The following is a 24,662-nucleotide window of genomic DNA, read 5'->3' as shown; positions in this document are numbered from 1 at the left end:
TCCGCAAGCCGATCGCCGCCTAGGCATGCCGCGGCACGCCCGGCTCGACAGGGACCCCGAAACCGCGGCGGGCCAGTTGCTCGAATTCGGCGGTGTCATGGCCGCAGCACAGGCGGACCTCCTTGCCATGGTCGCGCCGCAATTGACGCAGGCGCTGCTGGTTGGCCAGGCGCGCGGCGCGGTCGTGCTCCAGCATCCATTGGTAGAACCGCAAACCGGGCGGGCATCCCGGCCGCTCCAGGTCCATTTCCCGCGCATGGAAGTACGCGTCGCCGGCCAGCAACAGCCAACCGTCGGCGCCTTGCACGGCCACACCGGCATGGCCCAGCGTATGGCCAGGCAGGGGAACCAGGGCGATCTCCGGCGGCAGGCCGTCCAGCGCGCGGACTCGCTCGAATCCATACCAGGCCTCGCCCTGTGACGGCGCGTAGCCGCGCCATCGCCCGCGCGACGACCATTGCTGCGGGCGAAAGCGCTGGCGGTCCATCCAGCTGCCCTGCCGCAGCGCCACGTCCTGCTCGGCCTGCAACAGATGCACGGTGGCCTGAGGAAAATCGTCGAGCCCGCCGGCGTGGTCGAAGTCCAGGTGCGTCAGCACGATGTGGCGCACATCCCGCGCCGCATGACCCAGCGCCTCGATCTGCCGCACCGCGGTCATGGCCTCGCGCCATTCTGGCTTGACCAGCGCCAGAAAGAAGGCGCTCAGCCGCGAGCGCGGATGGCGCACGTCCCGCAGCCCCAGCCCGGTGTCGATCAGCGCCAGCGAGCCGTCGTCCAGTTCGACCAGCACACAATGGCAACACAGCCTGCCGCGCGCCGCCAGCCACGAGGACCGGCCGTCCATCAGCCGCCCGCCTGCCGGGCAAGTGGATATGCAGTTCAGGTGGATCATTCTCATCGGCAAGGCTCCCGGTTGCCGGCCGCGCGGCCTTCGGCCCGGCGGTCGCAATCGCCGTGCCCCACCCTCGCGTCCCGGCGGCCCGGCGCGTCGTCGATCGCGCCCCGTTCGCACGCGCGCATAACATTTGATTTCAGTTCGACAAGCAATAACACCTAATTCCTGTCACTTGTCTTTACAGTTCTGCCCGCCTGCCCAACCAGCACGGCGGGGCCGGCGCACGGGAATGGACCCGTCTCAAACACGACGTGTAGCGAAAGAGGAATTCAATGAACAACAAGATGAAATTCATGTGCACCGCGCTGACCGCCAGCCTGTTCCTGGCCGGCTGCAGCAACATGGGCGGGATGGACGCCAATGGCCTGCTGTCGGCCGGCGCCGACATGGCCAAGGCGGCCAACCTCTCGGATGCCGATATCGTCCAATTGTCGGACGCCGCCTGCAAGCAGAGCGACCAGGAATCGAAGATCGCCCCGGCCGGCAACAAGTACAGCAAGCGCCTGACCAAGCTGATGCGCGGCTTCGGCAACATGACGCTGAACGGCCAGAAGGTCAACTACAAGGTCTACCTGACCGAAGACGTCAATGCCTGGGCCATGGGCAACGGCTGCGTGCGCGTCTACAGCGGCCTGATGGACCTGATGAATGACGACGAGCTGCGCGGCGTGATCGGCCACGAAATGGGCCACGTGGCGCTGGGCCACACCAAGAAGGCCATGCAGACCGCTTATGCCGTGAGCGCCGCCCGCCAGGCCGCCGGCGCGGCCGGCAACAGCGTCGTCGCCTCGCTGAGCGCCTCGCAACTGGGCGACCTGACCGAGAAGTTCATCAATGCGCAGTTCTCGCAATCGCAGGAAACCGCGGCCGACGATTACTCGTTCGACCTGCTGACGCAGAAGAAGATGAACCGCAAGGGCCTGGTGACGGCGTTCCAGAAGCTGGCCGAACTGGACGGCGGCCAGAGCAGCATGTTCAGCTCGCACCCCTCCTCGCCGGATCGCGCCGCGCGCATGCAGCAGCGCCTGGACGCCGGCAAGTAAGCCGGCCGCGCGGCGCCCGCCGGAAAGAAGCGGGCGCCGCGTAGTCCGGCCCGGCCATGGCGCACGCCCGTAGCGTCATGCCACTGTACGTAGCGGTCCGCCGTCGTGTAAGTCCTTTTCCTCGGCCGCAAGGCGTTGCCGCGCCCGCACCTGGTCGATCCGCAGCCCGTCGCGCCGCGTGATCTCGAACGACCAGTCGCCCCACTGGATCACTTCGCCCACATCCGGCAAGCGCCCTTCGACCCGCAGCAGCGCGCCGGCCAGCGTGGCGTCGGGAGTTTCCGCGCCCAGCGCGGCGCCGGACAGGAACAGACGCGCCTCATCGATCGGCATGCTGGCGTCCAGCAGCCAGGATCCGTCGCCGACGGGCGTCGCGGCCGTCGCGTCGTCGGCGTTCTCGGGGAGTTCGCCCCCTACCGCGGTCAGCACGTCCAGCGGCGTCACCAGGCCCTCGCAACTGCCGTGCTCGTCGACCACGATCAACATGTGCTCGCGCGACTGGCGCAGGACTTCCAGCACCTTGAAGACGGGCGTGGTCTCCATGACGTAATGCGGCGAGCGCGCCAGTTCGATGACGTCGATGGCGCCGGGCACCTGCAGGCGGGGCAGCAGGTCCTTGAAGTGGACCACCCCGATCACGTTGGCGGCGTCGCCTTCGCACAGCGGCAGCCGCGCATGGCCGGACGCGAATTTCCTGGTGATCGCGTCGGCGCTGTCCTTGACGTCGAGCCAGACCATCTCGCCGCGCGGCACCATGATCGAGCGCACATCGCGGTTGCCCATGGCCAGGACGCGCTCGATCAGGCTGCTTTCCTCCGGCGCGAAAACGGGCTCGCCGTCGACGCCATCGACCAGGGCGGCCACCTCCTCCACCGGGTTCTGCACGCCGCCGGCCTCCCCCCGGTTGCCGCGCAGCAGCCGCAGCACCGCTTGCGCCGTGCGCTGCCGCCCGCTCAGGCCGAGGCTGCGCCGGCTGCGGTTGCGGCGCGCCAGCTGGTTGCACAGCTCGATGACGATCGAGAAGCCGATGGCGGCGTACAGGTAGCCCTTGGGCACATGAAAACCCAGGCCCTCGGCCACCAGGCTGAAACCGATCATCAGCAGCAGGCCCAGGCACAGGATGACCACGGTCGGGTGGCGGCCGACGAAGGCCATCAGCGGGCGGCTGGCCAGCATCATGACCGCCATGGCGGCCACCACCGCGATCATCATGATGCTCAGTTCCTGCACCATGCCCACGGCCGTGATGACCGAGTCGAGCGAGAACACCGCATCGAGCACGACGATTTGCAAGATCACCTGCCAGAACACCGCGTGCTGCGGCCGCGCGCCCGTGTCGCCGTGCGCCCTGCCCTCGACACGCTCATGCAGTTCCATGGTCCCCTTGAACAACAGGAACACGCCGCCGAAGATCAGGATCAGGTCGCGGCCGGAGATCTCGGCGCCCAGCACGGTGAACAGCGGTTCGGTGAGGGTCACCACCCAGGCGATGCTGGCCAGCAGGCCCAGGCGCATCAGCATGGCCAGGGTCAGGCCGATGATGCGGGCGCGATTGCGCTGTTCCGGCGGCAGCTTGTCCGCCAGGATCGCGATGAACACCAGGTTGTCGATGCCCAGGACGATTTCGAGAATGATCAGCGTCGCCAGGCCCAGCCAGGCGGTGGGGTCGGCCATCCAGTCAAACAGCATGATCGGTCCGGGAGGCGGGATGGCGGGCCGTGCGGGCGGCAGCGGGCTTGCGAGGGAGGCGCCGCGCATGAATCGTGCGCGGCGCGATCGTACTGAGAGGTTCGCTGGACATGAAAAGGGAAGCGTGCCGGGCGCAGCGTGACCGCCAGCCCGGGCGGGTCTCCAAACTTACGGGAACCTGAATACTACCGCACTTTCAAGGTTTGCCAAGGCGGGCGCGGCGACCGCTGAAGCGCCGCCATTCGCGTGCAAATGTATCAATTAGCACCCGTTCGCCCTGCTGCAGCATTTGTCATAAATAATCGTACCGTTGCATTATCCGCTATAAACGGAAGTATTCCGCATCACTCGACCTTGATTTGCGCCGGCTCGATTTGAGATTTTTCTTTAAATAAACAACTTAAAGAAATATAAATAAGTTATTGTTTTTACTCCGATATTTGCATTTACGCAGGCCCGTCCCGTTCCCTGAATCGCGTGCCCGGAGATTGACATGACTAGCTCGGCAACCGCCCCCGCGGCAGTTCCCCCCAAGAAAGCCAAGATACCCGTCGGCCTGGTCGCCGGCTTCCTGGCCCTGATCCTCGTACTGCTTGCGCCGCTGCCGGCCGACCTGGCCCCTGCCGGCCACCGCATGCTGGCCATCCTGGTATTCGCGGTGGTGGTGTGGATCACCGAAGCGGTGTCCTATGAAGCCAGCGCCATCATGATCACCACGCTGATGGCCTTCCTGCTGGGCACCGCCCCCACCATCAAGGACCCATCGGTGGTCTACGGCACATCGGCCGCGATCAGCATGGCGCTGGCCGGCTTCTCGAACTCGGCGCTCGCCCTGGTCGCGGGCGCCCTGTTCATCGCCGCGGCGATGACCTACACCGGGCTGGACCGGCGCATCGCCCTGGTGACGCTGGCGCGCATCGGCACCAGCACGCGCCGCATCCTGATCGGCTGCATCGCCGTCACCATCGTGCTCAGCCTGGTCGTGCCCAGCGCCACCGCGCGCAGCGCCGCCGTGGTGCCCATCATGATGGGCGTCATCGCGGCATTCGGAGTCGAGAAACGCTCCAACATCGCGGCCGGCATCATGATCATCGTGGCGCAGGCCACCAGCATCTGGAACGTCGGCATCCAGACCGCGGCCGCGCAGAACCTGCTGACGGTCGGCTTCATGGAAAAGATGCTGGGCGAACGGGTCACCTGGGCGGACTGGCTGGTCGCGGGCACGCCGTGGGCCCTGATCATGTCGGCCGTGCTGATTTTCCTGGTCCTGAAGATGTTGCCGCCGGAAAGCGACAACATCGCGGGCGGCAAAGAAGCCGTGGAGAAATCGCTCCAGGAGCTCGGCCCCATGACCGCGCCGCAGAAGCGCCTGATGGCGGTCTCCCTGCTGTTGCTGCTGTGCTGGGCCACCGAGGGCAAGCTGCACCGCTTCGACACCACGTCGACCACGTATTTCGGGCTGGTGCTGCTGATGCTGCCCCGTATCGGCGTCATGACGTGGAAGGACGTGCAGTCGCGCATCCCGTGGGGCACGGTCATTGTGTTCGGGGTGGGCATCAGCCTGGGCACCGCGCTGCTGACGACCCAGGCCGGCCAGTGGCTGGGGGCCCAGGTCGTGGCGCGCACCGGGCTCGACCACCTCGGCCCGCTGGCCATCTTCGCGGTTCTCGCGGCGTTCCTGATCCTGATCCACCTGGGCTTTGCCAGCGCCACCGCGCTGACGTCGGCCATGCTGCCCATCCTGATTGCCGTGCTGGCCACCCTGCCCGGCGATTTCAACCGGCTGGGCATGACCATGCTGCTGGGCTTCGTGGTCAGCTATGGCTTCATCCTGCCGATCAACGCGCCGCAGAACATGGTGTGCCTGGGCACCGAAACCTTCACGGCCAAGCAGTTCGCCAAGGTCGGGATCGTGATTTCGCTGGTCGGCTACGTGCTGATGCTGGGCATGGGCCTGACCTACTGGCGCTGGCTGGGCTGGCTATGAGGAGCCGGACATGAAGATCTCGCTTACGCAGGCGCTGGCATATGGCCAGCGCGTCCTCACCGCCATGGACGTGCCCGACGACATCGCCGAGGCCGTGGCCCAGCATCTGGTCGAGTCCGATCGCGTCGGCTACACCAGCCATGGCCTGTCCATCCTGGCCAACTACCGGCGCGTGCTGGCCGACGGCCTGGCGCGCGCCGACGGCCGGCCCGAGCTGGTCAGCGACCGTGGCGCCATGGTGGCGTTCGACGGCCACCACGGGCTTGGCCAGTATGTCGGCAAGCAGGTCATCGAAGAGGCCATCGAGCGCACCCGCGCGCATGGGCAGTGCATCGTCACCCTGCGCCACAGCCATCACCTGGGGCGCATGGGGCATTACGGCGAAATGGTGGCGGCGCGCGGGCTGATCCTGCTGGCCTTTACCAATGTGATCAACCGCGCACCGACCGTGGCGCCCTTCGGCGGCGCGAGCGCCTGCCTCACCACCAACCCGCTGTGTTTCGCCGGCCCGTTGCCGGGCGGCCGCCCGCCGCTGCTGGTGGACATGGCCACCAGCTCGATCGCCGTGAACAAGGCGCGGGTGCTGGCGGCCCAGGGCGAACCGGCGCCGCCCGGCGCGCTCATCGATGCCGCGGGCCGGCCCACCACCGACCCGGGCGCCCTGTTCACCGACCCGCCCGGCGCCCTGCTGCCGTTCGGCGGGCACAAGGGCTACGCCATGGGCCTGGTGGCCGAACTGCTGGCCGGCGTCCTGTCGGGCGGCGGCACCATCCAGCCGGAGCATCCGCGCCATGGCGTGGCCACCAACAATATGTTCGCCATCCTGCTGGATCCCCAGGTCGACTTCAATACCGACTGGCGGAGCCAGGAAGTCGGCGCCTTCATCGACTATCTGCACGCTTGCCCGCCGCAACCGGGCGTCGAGCGAGTCGAGTATCCGGGCGAGTACGAAGCGCGCAACCGCCAGCGCAACGCCGACTCCCTGCAGTTCGACGACGCCATCTGGGAGGGCATGGCCAGGCTGGCGCACGACCTGGGCGTGCCCGACGCCCTGCCGGCCTGAGCGCGGCGGCGTTGCCACGCGGGACGGCACGCGGCCGTGCTAGGATTCGCGCCGTCCGCCGGCCATGTCCGGCGCGCCTACAGTCAGAGGAGGTTGTGTGTTCAAACTACTGTCGCGCGGATCGGTGAAGCTCGTCGAGCGCTATTTGCCCGATCCCTACATCTTTGTCGTGTTGCTGACCCTGGTCGCCGCGGCCGCGGCCATCGTATTCGAGGGCCGCGCGCCCATGGACGTGGTCCGCTGGTGGGGCAACGGTTTCTGGGGCCTGCTCACCTTCGCCATGCAGATGCTGCTGGTCCTGCTGACGGGCTACATGCTGGCCAGCACGCCGCTCGTCAAGAAGCTGCTGTCGCGCCTGGCCGGGCTGTCCGGCAGCGCCGGCGGCGCCATCGTGCTGGTATCGGTGGTATCGCTGGCGGCCAGCTGGATCAACTGGGGCTTCGGCCTGGTGGTGGGCGCCTTGTTCGCCAAGGAAATCGCGCGCCAGATCCGCGTCGACTACCGCCTGCTGGTGGCCAGCGCCTACTCGGGTTTCATCATCTGGCACGGCGGCCTGGCCGGCTCGATTCCGCTGACCATCGCCACGGAGGGCCATTTCTCGGCCGACCAGATCGGCATCGTGCCGACTTCGGACACGATATTCGCGGCCTTCAACCTGGCCATCGTGGTCGCCCTGTTCATCGCGGTGCCGCTGGTCAACCGCCTGATGCTGCCCGACGAGAAAGACAGCATCTACGTCGATCCCGCCAAACTGGCCACGGCCGAACCCGAGCGCGCCGACAGCGACGACCGCCGCCCGGCCGCCCGGCTGGAGAACAGCACGGTGCTGGCCATGCTGATCGGCTTCGCCGGCCTGGCCTACCTGTTCGACTATTACGTGATCCGCGGCGCCAGCTTGAACCTGAACGTCATCAACTTCACGTTCCTGTTCCTGGCCATCGTGCTGCACCGCACGCCGCGGCGCCTGCTGGCCAGCCTGGACGAGGCGATCCGCGGCGGCGCCGGCATCGTCATCCAGTTCCCGTTCTATGCGGGCATCATGGCCATCATGATGGATTCCGGCCTGGCGGCGTCCCTGTCGGAGTGGTTCGTATCGATCTCGACCGCCGCCACCCTGCCGCTGTGGACCTTCATCAGCGCCGGCATCGTGAATATCTTCATCCCCTCCGGCGGCGGCCAGTGGGCGGTGCAAAGCCCGATCGTCATCGCCTCGGCGCAGGCGCTGGGCGCCGACATCCCCCGCGTGGCCATGGCCGTGGCCTGGGGCGACGCCTGGACCAACATGCTGCAGCCGTTCTGGGCCCTGCCGGTGCTCGCCATCGCCGGCCTCAAAGCCAAGGACATCATGGGGTTCTGCCTCATCCAGTTGTTCGTGTCCGGCATCATCATCGGGGTCGGACTCAGCCTGGTCTGATCCTTCATGGGCCGGCAGCCGCCGGCCCGGCATCTACACCGGCTGCGTGCGGCGCTCGCGGGCCTCGTGCGCCTGCCGCTGGGCATCCTGCAACATGCGCCACAGAACCTTGCCGGTGTTGGATTTCGGCAAACTGTCGGTGAACTCAATGAAGCGCGGCACCTTGTATGCCGCCATGCGCGTGCGGCACCAGGCGATCAGCTCCTGCTCGCTCACCATGCCCTGGCAGTCCGGCTTGAGCACCACAATCGCCTTGACGGTCTCGCCGCGCCGCTGATCCGGCAAGCCCACGACGCAGGCTTCGCGCACTGCCTCGTGTTCGTACATCATGTTTTCGACTTCGGCCGGCCAGACCTTGTAGCCGGATGCGTTGATCATCCGCTTGAGCCGCTCGCGCATGAAGAAGTATCCGTCTTCATCGATGCTGGCCAAGTCGCCGGTGCGCAGGAAGCGCTTGCCGTCCAGCTCGCAGAAAGCCTGCTGGTCGGCCTGCTCATTGCGCCAATAGCCCAGCATGACCTGCGGGCCGCGGGTGACGAGTTCGCCGACCTCGCCGCGCGGCAGTTCTTGCAGGGTGACAGGATCGACGATGCGCGATTCGACGCCCGGCCCCGGCAACCCCAGGCATTGCCGCTTGCCCCGTTGGGGTGGGTTGGCATGCAGGAAGGACGCCGTTTCCGACAGACCGTAGGCTTCGTTGTACTGGATCCCGAAGCGCTGCTGGAGCATGGTGGCGATCGCCTCCGGCATGGCGGCGCCGCCGCCGCACAGCGTCGCCAGGCTGTCCAGCCGGCGTTCGCCGATGCCGGGCTGGCTGAAGAAATCGATCACCATGGCGGGCGGCGCCGACCAGGCCGAAACCCGGTGCTTTTCCATGATATGCGCTGCCGCGCGCGGGTTCCAGCGCGGCATCATCACGATGGTGGCGCCGAGCACGATGGGCTGGTTCATCATGCCCTGCATGCCAAGCATGTGGAACAGCGGCGCCACCGCCAGGAACACCGACTCCGCATGCAGGCCGCGCCAGAGCGAGGAGGCGATATTGGCTGCCAGTATCGTCTGGTGCGTATGCTTGCAGCCCTTGGGTTGCCCGGTCGTGCCCGAGGTGTACGGCAACACGCACAGGCTGTCCGGCGATGGCGCAGGCGGCAGTTCCCCCGCGCCGCGCGCCACGGCGTCCTCGAAGCCGGTCAGGTTGTCGCCGGCCAGGGCCCGCCGCGGCGCCAGTACCCACTCTGGGGTCTCATTGGCAGGATCCTGCTCGGGCAGGCCGTCACTATAGGCATGGATCACGGCATGCCGCAGCCGTCCGCCCAGATGCGGCTGCACCTGCGGCAGCAAGTCCTGCGCGACGAACGCCAGTTGCGCGTCAGTATCCGCAAGGTAATGCTCCAGCTCGGCGCTCGTGCACATGGCATTGATCGGCACAACCACCGCGCCCAACCGGACGATGGCATAAAAAGCCATGACGAACTGCGGGCAGTTCTGGCTGAACAGCAGGATCCTGTCGCCGTGCCGCACGCCCAGGCGGTGGAACATGAAAGCCGCCAGGCGGTCGACGCGCGCTTTCAAGTCGCCGTAGCGGATCCTGGCGTCGCAGTACACGATGGCGGTCTTGTCGGGATACCGCTGCGCCGCCACGTCCAGGAAATGTCCCAACGGCACCTGGGGAACCCGCAGCATGCGGGGCACGCCACGGGGCCAGAATGGGCTATGCGCTGCGTCCATCGTGTGGTCTCCTCTAGTCCTCTTGCTGTGCAACGAATCGCGTCAGATCGCTATGCCGAACTGCCGCAACACCGCCTCGGTATGTTCGCCCTGCAGCGGCGAAACCCCCGCGCCGGCGCTAATCGGCGGTTGCCCCGGCAGGCGCACCAGCGGCACCGAGCCGGCGCCAGGCTGCGCCGCCATGGCGAACAGGCCCAGGTGGCGCGCTTGCGGGTCTTCCAGCAACGCGTGCGGCGTCCTGACCCGGCCGCACAGGATGTCGCGCGCCTGCAGCAGATCCATCCATTCGTCTGTCGTGCGCTCCCGCATCCGGGCCGCCAGCTGCGCGTTCAGTTCCGCGGCCCTGGCGATGCGGCCGGCGCTGCTCTGCAGATCTTCCGCGGTACGCCACTCGGCCATGCCAAGCGCGTCGGACAGGCGGCGGAGCATGGCGTCATCGAGCATGCTGACATAAATATGCCCGTCCCGAGTGGGGAACAGGCCGGTGGGCGCGTTGAAAGCCGCCGCACCGGCATCCGGGAACAAGGCCTTGTCGATGATCAAATACGATTGCAGCGCCGCCGCGACCTGCAGCATGGAAATCTCGACATGCCTGCCCTGCCCCGCTACCGCCGCGCGGTACAGCGCCGCGCCGACCGCCTGCGCCGCGTACAGGCCGGCGCTCAGGTCTACCAAGTACAGCCCGATGCGCTGCGGCTGCCCCGCCCCATCCCGGTTGGTATGCATAAGTCCGCTCTCGGCCTGCATCGTCGTGTCCAGCGCCGGCCGCGTCGACTGCGGGCCGTCCGCGCCATAGCCGGAAATCGACGCATACACCAGGCGGGGCCGCAGCCGCGCCAGCTCCTCGTACCCTATCCCCATGCGCGCGGCCACCCCGGGCCGGAAATTCTGGACCACCACGTCAGCCTGTGCCGCCAACTGGCGCAGCGCCGCCCGTTGCCTGGGCTCGCGGGCGTCCAGCACGACGCTTTCCTTGCCGGCGTTGAACGCGATCGAGATGGCCGTATGCCCGCCCCGCTGGCGCCCCATGTTGCGGCCCCAGTCCCCCGCGGGCGGCTCCACCTTGATGACGCGCGCCCCTTGCTGCCGCAGGATCAAGCCGCAGTACGGCCCGGCGATGCCCTGGCTTGCGTCCAGGACCGTGACTCCCTCCAGGGGCGCCTCGTGGTTCATGTCAAGTCCCTCCGATGTCGATGATGACCTTGCCGACCGAGCGGCGCGACATGGTGGTGCCGATCGCTTCTTCCCAGTCCGTGAAGGCAAAGTGTCGGGTCAGGGGCGGCGGCATGGCGCGCGCGGCGATCGCCCCGGTGCACTTGGCGACCATCCCCTGCACCGCCATGGCATGCTGCTCGCGCTCGTCCGTCAGGCCCCAGCCGATATACAGGCCATAGTTGAAACCGATCAGCGCAATATTCTTCACCAACAGCAGGTTGACCGGCACCGTTGGTATGCGCCCCGCCGCGAACCCGATGGCCAGTACCCGTGCCTGCGGCCGCACACAGCGCAGCGATGCGTCGAACAGGTCGCCGCCCACAGGGTCGAACACCACGTCTACCCCTTGCCGCCCCGTGAGGGCCTTGACGTCGGCGGCGAGCCGGTCTGCATCGCTGCCCAGCGCATGAGAGGCGCCGTGCGCCAGCGCGGCCTGGCGTTTCTCCGGCGTGCTGGCGGTGGCAATCACCGAGGCACCCATGTGACGGCCGATCTGCACCGCCGCCATGCCCAGCGAACCGCTGGCGCCATGCACCAGCAGTGTCTCGCCCGGCCGCAGGCCGGCGCGCCATTCGAGCGCGGCCCAGGCCGTGGCATAAGTGATGGGCAGCGCCGCGGCGCTACCCAGCGCGATCCCGTCCGGCACGGGATAGACTGTCGTCGCGCTGGCGACCGCTTCTTCGGCAAACGCCCCCCAGTCCAGCGCCGCCATGACGCGCTGGCCGACGCGCAAGTGGCCGGCGCCCTCGGCTACCTCGATGACCACGCCCGATACTTCGGTGCCGGGAGTGAACGGCAAAGGAGGCTTGCGCTGGTACTTGCCTGAGACGAACAGGCGGACGGCGTAACCTACGCCGGCGTGGCAAACCCGTATCCTGACCTGCCCCGGCCGCAAGGCGACCCGTTCCACCCGACGCATGGACAAGTCCCGCCAATCGCCCCAGTGGGTGCACACCAGGGCCTGGTAACCTGGCTCCCGCATTTCAGTTCCGCACCATGCCGACCTGCTCGATGACCGTTGCCCATTTTTGCAGGTCGGCGGACAGCACTGCGGCGAATTGCGCGGGCGTGCTGCCGATGGCGACCAAGTTCAGTTCCGCGAAGCGTCTCTGCATTTCGGGCCGCCTGACGATCTCGGCCACTGCCCGGGCGAAGGCGTCGACTCGCTGCGTGGGCACGCCGGCCGGAAACAGCAAGCCCATCCAGGCATCCGGTTCGAAACCCCGGTAGCCCGCTTCGAGGAAGGTCGGCACAGCGGGAAGCAGCGGCGAGCGTACGCTCCCGGTGATTGCCAGAGGCTTGAGCGTGCCCGCCTTCAGATAGGGCATGGCGGTGCCTACCGCAATGAAGCCGAACTTGACATGCCCAGCGATCATGTCCGTGGCCAGCGGCGCGCCGCCCTTGTAGGCAACGTGGTCCATCTGCAGGCCCGCTTCCTTCTTGAGCAGTTCGCCCAGGATGTGACCCGTGGTGCCCGCACCATACGATCCGTAGAAGTATTTGCCCGGATTGGCCTTGACCAGCGCCACCAGGTCGGCAAACGTCTGTGCCTCGAAACCTGGGTGCGCGGCGAGGATGGTCGATGAATACGCCACCTGGCTGACCGGCGCGAAATCGGCAATCGGGTCATACGACAGGCTCTTGTACAGCGCCGGGTTCTGCACATGCGCGGTATAGGTAAGCAGCGCCGTATAGCCGTCCTTCTCCGCGTTGGCGACGAAGCGCGTGCCGATCTCGGTGCCGGCGCCGGGCTTGTTCAACACGATGACGGGCTGATCCCACCGGGCCGTCAGTTCGGCACCGACCAGGCGCGCCACCGCGTCGTTGACGTTGCCCGCCGCGGACGGCACGACAATCGTGATGGGCCGCGCCGGATACACCTCGTCGGCGCCCCATGCCGCGCCAGTGGCCGCCCATGCCAGCATCAGCGCGGCGCCGCGGGATCGCAGCGCGAGACTTCTTCCTTGCAACCTGGCCATGCTTGTCTCCTTGTGTTCTTGTAATGTCGCCGCCCGATATGCGCCGGCCTGCCACCACTTCAGCGGGGTGATTCCATGGCGCGCGCGATGATCTCCTTCATGACCTCATTGGCGCCGCCGTATATCTTCCCGACCCGCGCGTCGGCGTACATGCGGGCGATCGGGTATTCAGTCATGTAGCCATATCCGCCGTGCAGCTGCAGGCAATCGTCGATGATCTGGCAGTTGGTTTCGGTGGTCCACCACTTGGCCATGGCGGCAGTTGGCACGTCCAGCTCGCCGCGCTGCAGGCGCACGATGCAATCGTCCACGAAAGTCCTGGCGATGGTGGCCTGCGTCTGGCATTTGGCCAGGACGTAGCGGGTATTCTGCATGGCCATCAGGCGATCGCCGAACAGCTGGCGCTGCTGCGCATGGGCAGTCGTGTCCGCGATCGCGCGATGCATGGCGGCGACTGCCGCCACCGCGATCAGCAGGCGCTCCTGGGGGAGCTGCTGCATCAGCTGGGCGAATCCTCGTCCTTCGTCCGCGCCCAGCAGATTCGCCCGTGGCACGCGCACGTCATCGAAGAACAACTCGACCGCATCGATGGTTTTCTGCCCCAGTTTGCCCAGCGGCTGGCCGCGCCGGAAACCGCTCAGTCCGCCGGTCTCGGCCACCACCAGCGAAATACCCCTGGCGCCCGCGCCGCTGTCGGTCTTGACCGCCAGGACCACCAAATCCGCGTGGTAGCCATTAGTGATGAAGGTCTTGGCGCCGTTGATCAGATACTCGTCGCCTTGGCGGATGGCGGTTGTGCGGATGCGCTGCAGGTCGGTGCCGGCATTGGGCTCGCTCATGGCAATGGCGCCCACCCATTCGCCGGTCGCCATGCGGGGCAGCCAGCGCTGCTTTTGCGCCTCGGTGCCATAGGCCAGGATATAGTGGGCCACGATGCCGCTGTGGACATTGATGCTGAGTCCCCCCGCCAGCGCCGTGGCCTGGGCTTCGCAGATGGCGGCATCGTGCAGGAAAGTCCCGTCCCCACCGCCATAGGCCGCCGGAATGCTGGCGCACAGCAGTCCCGCCTGGCCGGCGCGACGCCATATCTCGCGATCGGCGTGCCGCTGGGCCGCCCACCGTTCCTCGTGAGGCAGGCATTCGCGCTCGAAAAAGCGCAGAGCGGTGTCGCGGACCTGCTCGATCTCCGCATTCACCCAGGGCCGCGCCGGGGTCATGGCCGGCCTCCCCCACACACCAGCACCTGGCCGCTGACATAATCGGACTCGGGAATGCAGAACAGATACACCGCTCCCGCTGCCTCGGCAGGCGTGCCGGCGCGCCCCAGCGGAATTGTCGCTTCGGCGTTGCGCAGATTGTCCGGATTGACGCCCACGTGGATCTTGCGTCCTTCCACGTCGATGCTCGCGTCGGCATCTGCCGGCGCCTCAGTCAGGCGGGTCTTGATCAAACCGAACGCCACGCTGTTGACATTGACGTTGTAGCGTCCCCATTCCTTGGCCAGCGCCTTGGTCAAACCGGCGATGCCAGCCTTGGCCGCGGCATAGTTGACCTGGCCGGCATTGCCGTATACGCCGGAGGTCGACGAGATATTCACCACCTTGCGGTGGTTGCGCAAACCGGCGGCTATTTCGCGTTTCGCGGTTTCGCGCAAGAAGCCGGAGGCGGCGCGCAGGATGCGGAATGGCGCGGTCAGGTGCACGGCCAGCATGGCCTCCCATTGCTCGTCGCTCATCTTCTGGATGACATTGTCCCAGGTGTAGCCGGCGTTGTTGACGATGATGTCGATAGCGCCGAACTGCTCCAGCGCCTGCCCGACGAAGCGCTCGCCGAAGTCCGGCGCGGCGACGCTGCCCACGCAGACGCAGGCTTGCCCGCCTGCGGCGCGCACGTCGCGAGCAGTCTGCTCGGCCGGGCCGGAATCCAGGTCGTTGATCACTACACTGGCGCCTTCGGCGGCGAGCTTGAGTGCGATCTCGCGGCCGATTCCGCGGCCCGAGCCCGATACCAGCGCCACTTTTCCTTCCAGCTTCTTCTGCATGTTGTCCGCCTCCCGATGCGGTGCGTGTCAGACTGCCTGATACAGCGTGACGACGCAGGCGCCGCCCAGCCCGAGGTTGTGCTGCAGGGCGATGCGTGCGCCCTCCACCTGGCGCTGTTCCGCCCGGCCCGTCAGTTGCCAGTACAACTCCGCGCATTGCGCCAGGCCTGTGGCGCCCAGCGGGTGTCCCTTGGACAACAGGCCGCCCGACGGGTTGGTGACCACACGCCCGCCATAGGTGTTGTCGCCCTCCAGGATGAAACGCTCGGCCGTGCCCTCTGCCGTCAGGCCCAGTCCTTCATAGGTGATGAGCTCATTGGTGGTGAAGCAGTCGTGCAACTCGACCACGTCCACGTCGCCCGGGCCGATGCCCGCCTGCTCGTATACCTGCCGGGCCGCCGTGGCGGTCATGTCGTAACCCACCAGCTTGCGCATGTCGCTACTTTCGAAGCTGCTGGGCGTGTCGGTGGTCATCGCCTGTGCGGCGATCCGCACCCGCCGGGCCAGCTTGTTGCGGCGCGCAAAATCGTCCGAGCAGACCAGCGCCGCCGCGGCGCCGCAGGTCGGCGGGCAGCATTGATAGCGCGTCAGCGGATCGAAAATGGCGGGCGAGGACATGACTTCCTGCAGCGACAGCACATTGCGGAATACCGCCAGCGGGTTGCGCGCAGCATGCTGGCGCGCCTTCACCGCTATCCGGCCGAACGTGTCGGGCCGGATGCCATGCTCCCGCATGTAGGCGCGGCCGGCGCCGCCGAAGAACTGCGCGGCCCGCGGAGCCTCGGCATCGTACCCCTGCTGGCTGGCCATCGCGTCGACGAAGCGCGCCATGGGTGACGGCCGGTCCTCATACTTGCTCTTCAGGGCGCCGGGTGTCATTTGCTCGAAGCCCAGGGCCAGCGCGCATTCGGCGACCCCGCTCTCCACCGCCTGGCGAGCCAGAAACAGCGCGCTGGAGCCTGTGGCGCAATTGTTGTTGACGTTGAATACCGGGATGCCAGTCAGGCCGGCGCCATATATTGCTGCCTGGCCGGCAGTCGAATCACCATAGACGTATCCCACATACGCCTGCTCGACCGCCGCGTAATCGAGTCCGGCATCCTCCAGGGCCAGGGCGGCCGCCTCGGCGCCCATCACGGTATATGGCGCGCTGGCGCCGGGCTTGGTAAAGGGGATCATGCCCACGCCGATGACGAATACCGGCCGTTGCTGTCGAGCCATCCTGTTTCCTTGTAGAGTCATTGGCCGCCCGTCCCGGGCGCCTCATTCCATGACGATGTGCGCGTCCTTGACGATACCGGCCCAGTACGGCGTGTCGGTATCGATCACGTCGGCGAATTCGTCCGGGGTGTTGCCGACCGGGGTCAGGCCCATGCTCCGCAGGCGGCCGTCCACGTCTTCCGTACGGACGATTTCCCGGACCGCCGCGGCCAACTTGTCGACGATCGGCCGAGGCGTGCCCGCCGGCGCAAACAGGCCGAACCAGCCGTTGGGCTCGAACCCCGCCATGCCGATCTCCTGGAAGGTCGGCACGGATGGCAGCTTGGGGTGCCGCTTGGTGCCTGTAATCGCCAGGATCCTGATCCGGTCCGACTCCAAGTTGGCATTGAAGGACGACACATCGACGAACGCCGAGGCAATCTGGCCGCCCAGGATGGCGGTAGTCAACGGCGCAGCGCCTTTGAAAGGCACGGCCTCGATTTGCGCGCCGGTCACCAGCTTGAACCGTTCGCCGTGCATGTGCGAGGACGTGCCGTTACCGTAATTGCCGTAGTGGTACGCTCCCGGCTTGCGCTTGGCCAGTTCGACGAATTGCTCGACCGTATGGGCCGGAACATCCCGGTGCACCACGAACAGATCGGATGAGCGCGCCACTTCGCTGACCGGGACCAGGTCCTTGCGCACGTCGTAGGGCACATTCTGGTACAGCGCCGGCGTCTGGATCAGCGCGGTGATCCCCAGCAGCAGGGTATAACCGTCCGGCGTCGCCTTGGCGACCTGGTCGTTTCCCAGGATTCCGCTCGCGCCGGGCTTGTTCTCCACCACCACGGGCACGCCGAACCGGTCACCCAGGTGCTTGCCCACCAGCCGGGCAATGGTATCGGTCCCTCCCCCGGCCGGATATGGCACGATGAGGCTGATGGGTTTGGCCGGATACGGCAGCGCCGCACCGGGCGCAGCGGCCGCCAGGCCAACGGCGCAACTGAACCAGGCAGCCCCGCATGCCAGGGCCCACGACGTACGGCGCGCAGCATTCATGCTCATGTCTCCCTTTGCCCTCCGTCCGGCAGGCCGGCGGTTGCTTATGTAGGAATGGATCCAACGACTGCGCAAGCAGTGTAGGCAGGGAGAACAGGCGCGGACAATGGCGGCAGCGGCCAATGCCATTGGCAAAAACGATCAGCGCACGGCGGCCGGTTTCAGATTGGCTTCCCGGTACATGCCGGGCGCCAGCCCGGTCCAGGATTTGAACGCCCGATGAAAGGTACTGGCCTCGGAATAGCCCAGCTGCGCCGCGATGTCGTTCAGTGTCAGGTCGGGCCGCGCCAGCAGCTGGATGGCCGCGTCGCGGCGCAGGTTGTCCTTGATGCCCTGGAAGCTCTGCCCTTCCGCCTTCAGATGCCGGCGCACCGTCTGCGGCGTCATGCCGAGGTGCCGGCCGACTTCCTCCAGGGTGACGCCGTCTACCAGCGCCTGCTGCCTGAGCAGGCGGCGAATGCGCTCGGACAGCCGGCTGCGGTCCCGATACTTGATGACGAGGTTGCCTGGCACTTCGCGAATGAACGCCTGCAAGCTTTCGGCGGTCTGCACCACCGGCAGCGCCAGCCAGTGCGCCTCGAACTCCAGCGACGCACAGTTGCTCGTGTAGCGGATGCGTGTACGCATCAACCGCTCGGCCTCGCTGCGGTAGCCCTTGCCGCTGGGCACGCCCACGCACAGCACGGGAATGCGCCGGGCGGTCAGCCATGACATGACGCCGTACGACATGAAGCAGAAGGTGCGCATGGCGTAGCTTTCCGGTGCGTCCACCTGGCTTTCGCGATGGGTCACCTGGATCCGGGCCACGTCGCCCGCGACCAGCAGTCGCGGCGTAAAGACCTGCGGCAGCAGCCGGTACAGCCCCAGCCCGGTGCGGACCGCCTCGCCCAGCGTACGACAATGGATCAATTGGCTGCAGATCCGGATGAAGCTGCCTGGCCGCATCCTGTGAGGCGTCAGGCCCCACAGCTCGTCGCGCATCGTGCGCGCCAGCACCCGCATCAACCGCGCGTACTGCATTTGCGTCACGCGCGACAGCGGCGATTCGAGCAGACCCGGGGAAATGCCCGCCCGCCACAGTGCGATGTCAATGTCCAGGCCCTGCCTGCGCGCACCCTGGAGGATTTGTATGACCTGCGTGATGGCTACGGTGTGCTGGGCGATGGGGCCGTAAGAGTCGATCGAGGCGGGCATCGGTATGGCGATACGGGGATATGCCATGAGCGGCGTGCAGCGTCGCCCAGTATACCGTCGGCCGCAGCTTCAGGCCGCCGCACCCGTCGCGCGCAACCGCTCGACCTGCTCCGGCGCGTAACCCAGGCCGGCCAGTACTTCGTCCGTGTGCTGCCCGGGAGCCGGCGCCGGCCGACGGATACCGAAGCAGAAATCGCTCATCTGTACCGGGCAGCCCAACTGCCTGGCAGGTTGCCCGCCGGGCGGCGCCTCCCGCCCGGCCGCGCCGGCCACCAGCATGCCGCGCGCCGCGAAGTGCGGGTCCTGCATGACTTCTTCCAGGCGCATGACCGGCGTAACGCAGCATTGCGTGCCGCGCAGCCTGGCGCGCCACCAAACCAGGTCCTGGCTGGCGATGACCTGCTCGAGCTGGAGGCGGACCCAATCATTGCGCGGATCTTGCTGCGTACTGTGCAGGTCGGCCAGGTCGGGCCGGCCCATCGCCGCACAGAAGGCGACCCAGAATTTTTTCTCCAGCGCGGCGACCGCCAGATAGCGGCCGTCGCGCGTCGGATATAGGCCGTAGCACGGCAACGCGCCGGTCAGCTTCGCGCCGCCCCTCGGCGGCGCCGCCCCACTGGAGTTCACGGCGGCCAGTGGCAATATCGCATGCGCCAGGACGCCGTCGGCGATCGCGATGTCTACGTGGCGCCCGCGCCCCGTGCGGCCAGCGTCGAACAGGGCCGACAGCACGCCCATCACCGCCACCATGGATCCGCCCAACAAGTCCGCCAGCGGCACGTTGGACAATGCCGGCGGCCCGCCGGGCAGGCCCATCTGCTCGGCCACGCCCGTCAGGCTGCAGTAGTTCAGGTCGTGGCCGGGCTCGTCGCGCAGCGGTCCGGTCTGGCCGTACCCGCTGATGCTGCAATAGACGATGGCCGGATTGCGCGCCCGCGCGGCCTCGTAGCTCACGCCCAGACGCGCCATCACGCCCGGACGAAAGCCTTCGATGAGGATGTCCGCCGTGGCGCACAAATCAAGCAGTGCCTGTACGCCATCGGGCGTCTTCAGGTCCAGCCGGATGCCGCGCTTGTTCCGGTTGACCAGCTCGCGCACCGGCGCTGCGGCGTAATCGCCTGCGCCAGTGTCCTCGACCTTGATCACGTCGGCGCCCAGATCGGCCAGGTGCATACCGGCGACCGGGCCGGGCAGCAGCCGGGTCAGGTCCAGTACGGTGACGCCTGCAAGCGGCGGGCGATTCGGGACTGACGGCGCGGGGCCGGCAGGCATGAGGTGCGGATCGGGCATGCTGTCCAGGACGAATAGCGGGAGTGTGCCGAAGTCTAGGCTGCGGCGGCTCGGCGCCACAATGGCGCGGGCGGTCAACGCCATTGGCAGAAACACTCAGCGCCCGCCCGCCTCGGCCGCGCCCTGCTGCGCGGCTGGCCGGGTCATCGGCTCGGGCCAGGCCTGCAGCGTGGCCAGGTCCAGCAGCGTGAAGTAGCCCGCTGCCTGCCAGCCCCCGGTATCGATGTGGAACACATTGCCCAGCGCCACGGGGCGCGTCACCGGCGTATGCCCCGCCACCACCGCCCGCACCCCGGCCACGCCGGAGGAATCCTGCCGCGCCAGCCGCTCGCGCGACCACTGGCAATGCGAGCGAGTGCGCTTGTAATGCTCGCGCAGCGCCGCCTCCAGCCGCCGCCAGTCGCGCACCGGGCAATCGGCGTGCACCAGGCCCACCGGCCCGGCGGCCGTCGGCACTTCGATCGCCACCGGCAGCTCGGCCAGCGCCCGCGCATAAACCTGCTGGCGCGCCGGAGGCAGGTCGAGGAACCAGCCGCCGCCATAGTGCCGCCAGTTGGCGGTGTCGACCTTGCCGGTGCGCACATGCCGGATCGCGTAATCCTCGTGGTTGCCCTGTACGGCGTGGAACCAGGGTTCCGCCAGCCAATCCAGGCAGGCCTCGCATTCCGCGCCGCGGTCGATCAGGTCGCCTACCGAGAACAGCCGGTCGCGCCGCGGATCGAAGCCGAATCGATCCAAGGCCCGTCTCAGCCGGCCGAAATGCCCGTGTATGTCGCCCACCGCCAGGTCCCGGCCCGCGGTATTGGGCGGTATGCGCAGAAACGGCGCGCTCATGGCCGGCCTCGCGACGGCCCGGTGCCGCTACCGCATTCAACGGCCCGGCGGATGTGGCCGCGCGGGCACGTCCTGCGCGACGCGCAGGCGATTGTCCACGTCCTTGACGCCCAGGCAGCCATCCGCGATGTTCTCGATGGCGTACTTCGCGCCGCGTTCGCGGACGCTGCCCTCCAGGACCACCTCGCCGTCGACCACCCGCACCGAGACTTCCGATACGTCCAGTCCGCTGCGGCTGAGCCGTTCGCAGACATCGTCCAGCACGCGCTCGTCGGCGCGCCGGTAGCCGCGCGGCAGGGTGTGCGGCCTGCCGTGGCCCAGCCCGCCATGGCGCCCTTCTCCGTACAGGTCGTCGAAGTCGCCGATATCGCCGAACTGGGTGCCGATGTCTGCATGGTGTTCGCTGCGCCGATAGCCGCGCGCCTCGATGCCATAGCCCCGGTTGAAGCCGGTGCCTTCGTAGCCGCCGCTATTGCCGGCCGGCTGGGGAGGAAACGCATGCGCGCCGCCGCTGTCCGGATCATCGTGGGCATGATAACCGCCGTGTGCGGCATCGCCAGGCGGCGGACCGCTGCCGCCACCCCTGTCATGGGCGGCGGCGCGGCCACGCCAGCGGTCGCCGGCAACGCCATGGCCTGTCCCGGCCGGCATGGGCTCGCCGGCCGCCTCGCCTGAATGGCCGCTGCTGTCCCAACTGCTGTGCGGGATCTGCGCCCCTTCCGACAGGGGCGATTCGTATTGGCGCTCGGTATGGCTGTGGTCGGCGGACTGCGGGGGCACGCCGTGCCGCGGCGACTCATTGGACATATGGGTCTCCCGATGGAACGGTTCAGGAGGCAGCCAGCAATTGCCATGCCGCGGCCGGGCTGCAGTAAAGTAGCGGTTCCTCCCTTCCACCCGAAGTCCGCCACCGGAGCCCTGGCCATGGAATTCGTGATTCCCAGTACCGCAAACCTGGCGCTGTTCGTCAGCGCCGCCCTGGTGTTGCTCGTCATTCCCGGTCCGGCGGTGTTGTTCATCATCGCGCAGTCGGTGGAACAGGGCCGCAAGGCCGGGCTGGTGTCCGACCTGGGCATCCACACGGCCACCCTGGTGCACGTGGTGGCCGCGGCGCTGGGGCTGTCGGCCCTGCTGGCCTCGTCGGCGCTGGCCTTCAGCATCGTCAAGTACGCCGGCGCGGCCTACCTGATCTGGCTGGGACTGAAGAAGATCTGCACCCGCCCCGCTCCCATCGGCGCGACGGACCTGCCTCCCCGCCAGCGCCGCTATGCCAGGCTGTTCCGCGACGGTTTCATCGTCAACCTGCTCAACCCCAAGACCGCGCTGTTCTTCCTGGCGTTCCTGCCGCAGTTCGTCGACGTCAGCCGCGGCCATGTGGCCATGCAGATCGTTTTCCTGGGCCTGGTGTTCACCGTGCTGGGGCTCGCGAGCGACGCCTGCTATGCGCTGGCGGCCAGCGCCGCGGGCCGCTGGCTGCGGCAAAGCCGCGGCTACCTGAGCTTCGAGCGCTACGTGGGCGGTGCGCTGCTGATCGGCCTGGGCATCACGGCCGCTTTTGCCGGCAACAACAAGAAATAGCGGTATTGCTGCCAGGGGCGCCAGAGGTGTGTACAATGGCGCCCGGGTGTCAGCCGCATACTGCGGCGAGACAGGTTCATGCGCAGGTCGGGCCGCCGCGCAAGGTATACGCGACCCATGAACCGACGCCCCATCCCGTCCCGTGATCTGCCGCGCGCGCAACTCCTGGCCGAGCGCGCCTTCGCCTCCCTCGAGCGTTTCCTGCACATCGAAGCCGTCAGCGGCATCGTGTTGCTGGCGGCCGCCGCCATCGCCCTGCTCTGGGCGAACTCCCCACTGCCCCATTCCTACCACGAGCTGTGGCACACGCCGCTGTCCTTCGGCGTGGGCGGCTTGCAGTTCTCGCAGTCACTGCATTTCTGGATCAACGACGGGTTGATGACCATCTTCTTCCTGGTGGTCGGCATGGAAATCCGGCGCGAGATCCACGAAGGCGCGCTCTCCAACCTGCGGCAGGCCGCGCTGCCCCTGGCGGCCGCGCTGGGCGGCGTGCTCGTGCCCGCGCTGATCTACCTGGCCTTCAATGCCGAAGCCGGGCGCGCCGACGGCTGGGCCGTGCCCACCGCCACCGACATCGCCTTCGCCGTGGGCGTGCTGGCGCTGCTGGGCCGCTCGATTCCCGGCAACGTGCGGGTCTTCCTGCTGGCGCTGGCCATCATCGACGACATCATCGCGGTGCTGATCATCGCCTTCTTCTACTCGGGCGGGCTGGACTACAGCGGCTTCCTGGTCGCCGGGCTGGGCATCCTGATGGTGCTGGCCCTGCAACGCATCGGCGTCGGTACCGCCTATGCGTATGTCATACCTGGCGCGATCGTCTGGATGGGCCTGCTGATGACCGGCGCCCATCCCACGCTGGCCGGCGTCGTCCTGGGCCTGATGACGCCGGTAATGTCGGTGCCCATGCGCGAGCGCCCGCTGGACATGGTCTCGCGGGTGACGAACGACCTGCTGGGACGCGACGCCGACCCGGACCGCGGCGGCGGCAGCCTGGCGCAGCCGCTGCGCCAGTTGCGGCTGGCCCAGCGCGAAGTGCTGCCCCCCGTGGTGCGCGTGCAGGGCGCGCTGCATCCCTGGGTAGCCTATTCGATCATGCCCCTGTTCGCGCTCGCCAACGCCGGCGTCAGCCTCGACGGCATCGATCTCTCCGCGGGCGGCTCGCATTGGGTGATGGCCGGCGTGGCGATCGCCCTGATCGCCGGCAAGCCGCTGGGCGTGATCAGCATGAGCTGGCTGATGGTGCGCCTGGGCTGGTGCGCCCTCCCGCCGGGCGTCACCTGGGGCGGTATCGCCCTGATCGGGCTGCTGGCCGGCGTGGGCTTCACCATGTCCATCTTCATTGCGATGCTGGCGTTCGCCGGCGACGCCAACTTCCTTGGCGCCGCCAAGCTGGGCGTGCTGCTGGGGTCGCTGGTGACGGCGCTGCTGGGCCTGGCCTGGGGCACCGTGTACGCGCGGCGGCTCAGGCCGCAATGATCGTGCGGGCCAGCTTCACGAAACGCCTGACCAGATCGGAATGCCCGGTTTTCCAGTGGGCCAGCAACAGCGGGCAATTGGCCACGCCGGGTTCCAACTGGGCATAGTGCACACCTTCGGCCTGCTGGCGCGCGTACGTGTCGGGCAGCAGTGAAATGCCCACCCCCGCGGCGACCAGGCCGACGATGGTGGTCCCTTCGCGCGCTTCCTGCGCCACCTGGGGCACCAGGCCCGCCGCATTGAACAGCTGGATGATCTGGTCGTGCAGGCCGCAGCTGATTTCACGCGGGAACAGGATAAGCGGATAGCGGGCCAGTTCCTTGACGGAAATGCGGCCCTTGCGCGCGGCCAGCGGGTGGTCGCCGGACATCGCCACGCGCAGTTCGTCTTTCCAGAACGGCGTGAAATGCAGGTGCCCAGGCGGCTGGAACTGCGGCGCGGGCCGCAGCAGGCCGATATCGATGCGGCGTTCTTCGAGCGCCTGCAACTGCTGCCCGGTAGGCATGTGGGCGATCTCCAGGCGCGCCAATGGCCGCTCCGCGCGGAAAGTCTTGATCAGCCGCGCAAAACCGGGCACCAGTGGCACCGATCCAGTGAACGCAATGCGCAGCAAGCCGGCTTCGCCGCGGTCGGCCAGCTGGGCAAGCTGTACCGCATGGGCCATCTGGCTAAGCGTCAGCCGGGCCTGTTCCAGGAACACCCGCCCGGCCTCGGTCAGCGCGATGCTGCGATGCGCGCGCTCGAACAGGCGCGCGCCCAAGGCGTCTTCGAGCGCGCGGATCTGCATGCTCAAGGGTGGCTGGCTGATATTGAGCCGGCGCGCCGCGGCCGTGAAGCTGAGTTCTTCGGCAACCGCCACGAAATAGCGTAGTTGGCGTAGATCCATCTATTCGTTTTTCGTATGGAAAACCCATAAAAATATATATTTGACCCGCCACATGCAGTCTAGCACCATAGTTTGCGCAACGGCACGGGCG

21 protein-coding genes are annotated in these 24,662 nt (G+C 67.5%); 6 read left to right on the top strand and 15 right to left on the bottom strand.

Annotation, left to right across the window (positions count from 1 at the left end; translation table 11 throughout):
• Positions 1–19 precede the first annotated feature (19 nt).
• Positions 20–898 (bottom strand): MBL fold metallo-hydrolase, encoded by an 879-nt coding sequence (locus CAL24_RS11595; RefSeq protein ID WP_094806785.1) that lies wholly within the window; start codon positions 896–898, stop codon positions 20–22.
• A 290-nt stretch (positions 899–1,188) separates the two neighbouring features.
• Here CAL24_RS11595 and CAL24_RS11590 point away from each other — a divergent pair, with 290 nt between their 5' ends.
• Positions 1,189–1,938 carry a M48 family metalloprotease gene (locus CAL24_RS11590; protein WP_028356066.1) on the top strand — a complete coding sequence of 250 codons (750 nt, stop codon included), beginning with the start codon at positions 1,189–1,191 and terminating at the stop codon, positions 1,936–1,938.
• 75 nt (positions 1,939–2,013) lie between these two features.
• Here the strand turns inward: CAL24_RS11590 and CAL24_RS11585 are convergent, their stop codons facing one another.
• Positions 2,014–3,627 (bottom strand): TerC family protein, encoded by a 1,614-nt coding sequence (locus CAL24_RS11585; RefSeq protein ID WP_094806784.1) that lies wholly within the window; start codon positions 3,625–3,627, stop codon positions 2,014–2,016.
• Between the two features lie 493 nt (positions 3,628–4,120).
• Here CAL24_RS11585 and CAL24_RS11580 point away from each other — a divergent pair, with 493 nt between their 5' ends.
• The 3 genes from CAL24_RS11580 (at position 4,121) to CAL24_RS11570 (ending at position 8,091) form a co-directional block, all read left to right on the top strand.
• Positions 4,121–5,614, top strand: a complete 1,494-nt coding sequence (locus tag CAL24_RS11580; RefSeq protein WP_028356068.1) for a DASS family sodium-coupled anion symporter — start codon at positions 4,121–4,123, stop codon at positions 5,612–5,614.
• 10 nt (positions 5,615–5,624) lie between these two features.
• Positions 5,625–6,677, top strand: coding sequence for an Ldh family oxidoreductase (locus tag CAL24_RS11575; RefSeq protein ID WP_094806783.1), 1,053 nt, complete (start codon positions 5,625–5,627; stop codon positions 6,675–6,677).
• A 97-nt stretch (positions 6,678–6,774) separates the two neighbouring features.
• Complete coding sequence (locus tag CAL24_RS11570) at positions 6,775–8,091, top strand: short-chain fatty acid transporter (RefSeq protein WP_028356070.1); 1,317 nt, start codon at positions 6,775–6,777, stop codon at positions 8,089–8,091.
• Between the two features lie 33 nt (positions 8,092–8,124).
• Here the strand turns inward: CAL24_RS11570 and CAL24_RS11565 are convergent, their stop codons facing one another.
• The 12 genes from CAL24_RS11565 to CAL24_RS11510 all read right to left on the bottom strand — a co-directional run bounded on the left by CAL24_RS11565 (position 8,125) and on the right by CAL24_RS11510 (position 21,438).
• Positions 8,125–9,819, bottom strand: a complete 1,695-nt coding sequence (locus CAL24_RS11565; protein WP_038853973.1) for a long-chain-fatty-acid--CoA ligase — start codon at positions 9,817–9,819, stop codon at positions 8,125–8,127.
• 42 nt (positions 9,820–9,861) lie between these two features.
• Positions 9,862–10,992, bottom strand: a complete 1,131-nt coding sequence (locus CAL24_RS11560; protein ID WP_094806782.1) for a CaiB/BaiF CoA transferase family protein — start codon at positions 10,990–10,992, stop codon at positions 9,862–9,864.
• A 1-nt stretch (position 10,993) separates the two neighbouring features.
• On the bottom strand, positions 10,994–12,016 hold the full coding sequence (locus CAL24_RS11555; RefSeq protein ID WP_028356073.1) for an NADPH:quinone oxidoreductase family protein: 1,023 nt from the start codon (positions 12,014–12,016) through the stop codon (positions 10,994–10,996).
• Position 12,017: 1 nt separating this feature from the next.
• Complete coding sequence (locus tag CAL24_RS11550; RefSeq protein WP_094806781.1) at positions 12,018–13,013, bottom strand: tripartite tricarboxylate transporter substrate binding protein; 996 nt, start codon at positions 13,011–13,013, stop codon at positions 12,018–12,020.
• Positions 13,014–13,072: 59 nt separating this feature from the next.
• Positions 13,073–14,230 (bottom strand): acyl-CoA dehydrogenase family protein, encoded by a 1,158-nt coding sequence (locus CAL24_RS11545; protein ID WP_094806780.1) that lies wholly within the window; start codon positions 14,228–14,230, stop codon positions 13,073–13,075.
• Positions 14,227–15,054 (bottom strand): SDR family NAD(P)-dependent oxidoreductase, encoded by an 828-nt coding sequence (locus CAL24_RS11540; protein WP_028356076.1) that lies wholly within the window; start codon positions 15,052–15,054, stop codon positions 14,227–14,229. The genes CAL24_RS11545 and CAL24_RS11540 overlap by 4 nt, the downstream gene beginning before the upstream one ends.
• Positions 15,055–15,081: 27 nt before the next feature.
• On the bottom strand, positions 15,082–16,275 hold the full coding sequence (locus CAL24_RS11535) for a lipid-transfer protein (protein ID WP_028356077.1): 1,194 nt from the start codon (positions 16,273–16,275) through the stop codon (positions 15,082–15,084).
• 42 nt (positions 16,276–16,317) lie between these two features.
• On the bottom strand, positions 16,318–17,313 hold the full coding sequence (locus CAL24_RS11530; RefSeq protein WP_094807253.1) for a Bug family tripartite tricarboxylate transporter substrate binding protein: 996 nt from the start codon (positions 17,311–17,313) through the stop codon (positions 16,318–16,320).
• 141 nt (positions 17,314–17,454) lie between these two features.
• Positions 17,455–18,534 carry an AraC family transcriptional regulator gene (locus CAL24_RS11525; protein ID WP_249278531.1) on the bottom strand — a complete coding sequence of 360 codons (1,080 nt, stop codon included), beginning with the start codon at positions 18,532–18,534 and terminating at the stop codon, positions 17,455–17,457.
• Between the two features lie 42 nt (positions 18,535–18,576).
• Positions 18,577–19,875, bottom strand: a complete 1,299-nt coding sequence (locus CAL24_RS11520) for a CaiB/BaiF CoA transferase family protein (RefSeq protein WP_249278530.1) — start codon at positions 19,873–19,875, stop codon at positions 18,577–18,579.
• Between the two features lie 18 nt (positions 19,876–19,893).
• Positions 19,894–20,631, bottom strand: a complete 738-nt coding sequence (locus CAL24_RS11515; RefSeq protein ID WP_094806778.1) for a metallophosphoesterase — start codon at positions 20,629–20,631, stop codon at positions 19,894–19,896.
• Between the two features lie 36 nt (positions 20,632–20,667).
• On the bottom strand, positions 20,668–21,438 hold the full coding sequence (locus tag CAL24_RS11510; RefSeq protein ID WP_028356081.1) for a BON domain-containing protein: 771 nt from the start codon (positions 21,436–21,438) through the stop codon (positions 20,668–20,670).
• A gap of 117 nt (positions 21,439–21,555) precedes the next feature.
• Between CAL24_RS11510 and CAL24_RS11505 the strand changes: the two genes are divergently transcribed.
• Together CAL24_RS11505 and nhaA are read left to right on the top strand one after the other, a co-directional pair.
• On the top strand, positions 21,556–22,209 hold the full coding sequence (locus CAL24_RS11505; RefSeq protein WP_028356082.1) for a LysE family translocator: 654 nt from the start codon (positions 21,556–21,558) through the stop codon (positions 22,207–22,209).
• A gap of 117 nt (positions 22,210–22,326) precedes the next feature.
• Positions 22,327–23,685, top strand: coding sequence for a Na+/H+ antiporter NhaA (gene nhaA / locus CAL24_RS11500; RefSeq protein ID WP_170947073.1), 1,359 nt, complete (start codon positions 22,327–22,329; stop codon positions 23,683–23,685).
• Here nhaA and CAL24_RS11495 read toward each other — a convergent pair.
• Positions 23,672–24,571 (bottom strand): LysR substrate-binding domain-containing protein, encoded by a 900-nt coding sequence (locus CAL24_RS11495; RefSeq protein WP_028356084.1) that lies wholly within the window; start codon positions 24,569–24,571, stop codon positions 23,672–23,674. The two genes, nhaA and CAL24_RS11495, sit on opposite strands and share 14 nt — an antisense overlap.
• Between the last annotated feature and the right edge of the window lie 91 nt (positions 24,572–24,662).

The organism is Bordetella genomosp. 2 (genome assembly GCF_002261345.1).
Taxonomy (GTDB): Bacteria; Pseudomonadota; Gammaproteobacteria; order Burkholderiales; family Burkholderiaceae_B; genus Bordetella_A.
Note: the sequence above shows the minus strand (reverse complement) of the source record. Positions and strands in the feature narration are given on the sequence as shown.

What these genes read in the sequence shown, in the direction of transcription:
- CAL24_RS11515 (WP_094806778.1), bottom strand. Translation starts at nt 20,631, where the DNA reads ATGAGCGCGCCGTTTCTGCGCATACCGCCCAATACCGCGGGCCGGGAC.
- CAL24_RS11510 (WP_028356081.1), bottom strand. Translation starts at nt 21,438, where the DNA reads ATGTCCAATGAGTCGCCGCGGCACGGCGTGCCCCCGCAGTCCGCCGAC.
- CAL24_RS11550 (WP_094806781.1), bottom strand. Translation starts at nt 13,013, where the DNA reads ATGGCCAGGTTGCAAGGAAGAAGTCTCGCGCTGCGATCCCGCGGCGCC.
- nhaA (WP_170947073.1), top strand. Translation starts at nt 22,327, where the DNA reads ATGAACCGACGCCCCATCCCGTCCCGTGATCTGCCGCGCGCGCAACTC.
- CAL24_RS11595 (WP_094806785.1), bottom strand. Translation starts at nt 898, where the DNA reads ATGAGAATGATCCACCTGAACTGCATATCCACTTGCCCGGCAGGCGGG.
- CAL24_RS11565 (WP_038853973.1), bottom strand. Translation starts at nt 9,819, where the DNA reads ATGGACGCAGCGCATAGCCCATTCTGGCCCCGTGGCGTGCCCCGCATG.
- CAL24_RS11505 (WP_028356082.1), top strand. Translation starts at nt 21,556, where the DNA reads ATGGAATTCGTGATTCCCAGTACCGCAAACCTGGCGCTGTTCGTCAGC.
- CAL24_RS11580 (WP_028356068.1), top strand. Translation starts at nt 4,121, where the DNA reads ATGACTAGCTCGGCAACCGCCCCCGCGGCAGTTCCCCCCAAGAAAGCC.
- CAL24_RS11540 (WP_028356076.1), bottom strand. Translation starts at nt 15,054, where the DNA reads ATGCAGAAGAAGCTGGAAGGAAAAGTGGCGCTGGTATCGGGCTCGGGC.
- CAL24_RS11560 (WP_094806782.1), bottom strand. Translation starts at nt 10,992, where the DNA reads ATGAACCACGAGGCGCCCCTGGAGGGAGTCACGGTCCTGGACGCAAGC.
- CAL24_RS11590 (WP_028356066.1), top strand. Translation starts at nt 1,189, where the DNA reads ATGTGCACCGCGCTGACCGCCAGCCTGTTCCTGGCCGGCTGCAGCAAC.
- CAL24_RS11495 (WP_028356084.1), bottom strand. Translation starts at nt 24,571, where the DNA reads ATGGATCTACGCCAACTACGCTATTTCGTGGCGGTTGCCGAAGAACTC.
- CAL24_RS11585 (WP_094806784.1), bottom strand. Translation starts at nt 3,627, where the DNA reads ATGCTGTTTGACTGGATGGCCGACCCCACCGCCTGGCTGGGCCTGGCG.
- CAL24_RS11530 (WP_094807253.1), bottom strand. Translation starts at nt 17,313, where the DNA reads ATGAATGCTGCGCGCCGTACGTCGTGGGCCCTGGCATGCGGGGCTGCC.
- CAL24_RS11525 (WP_249278531.1), bottom strand. Translation starts at nt 18,534, where the DNA reads ATGGCATATCCCCGTATCGCCATACCGATGCCCGCCTCGATCGACTCT.
- CAL24_RS11535 (WP_028356077.1), bottom strand. Translation starts at nt 16,275, where the DNA reads ATGGCTCGACAGCAACGGCCGGTATTCGTCATCGGCGTGGGCATGATC.
- CAL24_RS11575 (WP_094806783.1), top strand. Translation starts at nt 5,625, where the DNA reads ATGAAGATCTCGCTTACGCAGGCGCTGGCATATGGCCAGCGCGTCCTC.
- CAL24_RS11555 (WP_028356073.1), bottom strand. Translation starts at nt 12,016, where the DNA reads ATGCGGGAGCCAGGTTACCAGGCCCTGGTGTGCACCCACTGGGGCGAT.
- CAL24_RS11545 (WP_094806780.1), bottom strand. Translation starts at nt 14,230, where the DNA reads ATGACCCCGGCGCGGCCCTGGGTGAATGCGGAGATCGAGCAGGTCCGC.